The following is a 2,026-nucleotide window of genomic DNA, read 5'->3' on the forward strand; positions in this document are numbered from 1 at the left end:
GGCGCGCAGGACCCGCTCCCGGGTCCGCGCGCTCGGGCCCGGGCGGTCGCCCAGCACCAGCGAGACCAGCTGCCGCGAGACCCCCAGGTGCGCGGCCACGTCGGCCATCGTCGGGTGCCGATGGGCGCCCGTCCCGTTCTCCGACATCTGCCTCCTCCGGTTCGCGCCGCCGCCCGGTGCCCCGGGACGCCGACCGCCCCGCGACCGGCGGCGGTCGCGGGGCCGCCCGGCCTCCTCGGGCCCGGACCCACATTCTGGCACCGGCCCGTCTCCGCGCGGGCGCCGCGCTCACCGGCCGCGGGTGCCGGAGTCGCGGTAGTCCGTGTAGGTGTAGGGGTTGTCCAGCACCTTGGACGCGGGGATGTCGGGGTTCATCCCCTCGATCCAGGCATCCTCCCCGACCGAGGCGCGCAGGTGCTCGACGGTGGCCTCCACACCGCGGCGCACGGCGGCCAGGTCCACGCCCACCAGCCGGTGCTCGTGCTTGACCACCCGGCCGTCGACGAGGACCGTGTGCACGTCGGCGCGCTGGGCCTGGAGGGCGATGTGCCCGTAGGGGTTGAGCAGGGGGAAGGACACGGGCGAGTCGTCGTTGCGGATCAGCACGAGGTCGGCCTTGGTGCCGGGCGCGATCCGGCCCAGGTCGTCGCGGCCCAGGGCGGCGGCCCCGCCCCGGGTGGCCCACTCCACCACCTGGTCGGCGCGCAGGGCGCTGTGGGTGACGGTGTCGCTGCGCCCGTGCGCCTCCTGGTGCTCGCGGGCCCGATCGGCGCCCAGGGTGGCGCGCATGGCGCTGAACAGGTCCCCGCTCTGCCACACGCTGCTGTCCACCGACAGCGACACCGGTATGCCGTGGGCGCGCATCGCCCACGTGGGCGGGTATCCCTGGCCGGCGCTCTGCTCGCTCTCGGTGGAGACCGACACCGACCCGCCGGTGGCGGCGATGCGCTGGTAGGAGTCCGCGGACAGGGAAGCGGCGTGCACGTACACCGTCTCGGGCCCCATGAAGCCGTGCTCGTGCATGAGCCGGACGCCGTCGTCACCGGTGGCGCCCCACACCCCGGCGTGGGTGGTGACGGCCAACCCCAGGTCGCGGGCGGCCTCGAAGGCAGGCCTCTCGGGGAACTCCGGGTCGCCGGTGACGTCGAAGGCGATCTGGAGGCCCAGCATGTCGTCGCCCCGGTGGCGTTCGACGAAGGCGCGCAGATCGGGGCTGGTGGCCCACTCGGCGGGCGCCCGCTGGATGTTGCCGTAGGCCAGGACGTGGCGGCCGGGGACCGAGAGCAGCGCGTCGGCGGCCGCGTCGGCGTGTTCGGGGGTCTGGAGGCCGTGCGACCAGTCCACGACGGTGGTGACCCCGGCCTCCAGGGCCTCGACGGCGGCGAGCGTGTTGCCCGCGTGCACGTCGACGGGGCGGAACCGCGTGCCGTGTTCGAGGTAGTACCAGACGAAGTACTGGGCGAGGGTCCAGTCGGCCCCGTAGCCGCGCATGGCGGTCTGCCACATGTGGCGGTGGGTGTCGATCATGCCGGGCATGACCAGGCCGCCGGAGGCGTCGATCTCCGTGGTGCCCTCGGGTACCGGCAGGCGCGGTCCCACGGCGGCCACGCGGTCGTCGACGACCAGGACGTCGGTGTCGGGCAGGACCGTGCGCGCGTCGTCCATGGGCAGCACCGTGCCGCCGCGCAGCACCACCGGTCGGCCCCGGGGGAACTCGTTCGGTCTGTTCAAGGAGGGCTCCTTCGCCGTGTGCCCCTCGCGGACCGGTCCGGGGTCCCGCCGCCGCGGTCGTGGTCCCTCGCGCGCTCGTGGGACGGGCACGCCTTCGGCGGCCGCCCGTACCGGGAGGAAGGGGAAGGGACCGGTGCGGCCCGGCGCGTGGGGACGTCCGGGAGCCGGGAGGGGGCGGAATGCGTGTGTCCATCCCACTGTGTCATTTCTGGTGACCGTGGGGTGCCGAAGCCCGTCGGGGCGGAGGAGGATCACGGGCCTGGCGGGGGGTGAAAGCCCCCGGACATGGCTGTGG

The 2,026-nt window shown here is 74.8% G+C and carries 1 protein-coding gene and 1 pseudogene; both read right to left on the reverse strand.

The window, feature by feature from the left end:
- A pseudogene (locus DQW06_RS29930) lies at window positions 1-261 on the reverse strand (hypothetical protein); the annotation flags it as partial.
- Window positions 262-288: 27 nt separating this feature from the next.
- Entirely contained in the window at window positions 289-1,731 is a 1,443-nt protein-coding gene (locus tag DQW06_RS22165) for an amidohydrolase family protein (protein ID WP_117199233.1), read from the reverse strand.
- Window positions 1,732-2,026: the final 295 nt, after the last annotated feature.

The sequence above is a fragment of the Nocardiopsis sp. TNDT3 genome, from assembly GCF_003427465.1.
In the GTDB taxonomy this organism is placed as follows: domain Bacteria; phylum Actinomycetota; class Actinomycetes; order Streptosporangiales; family Streptosporangiaceae; genus Nocardiopsis; species Nocardiopsis dassonvillei.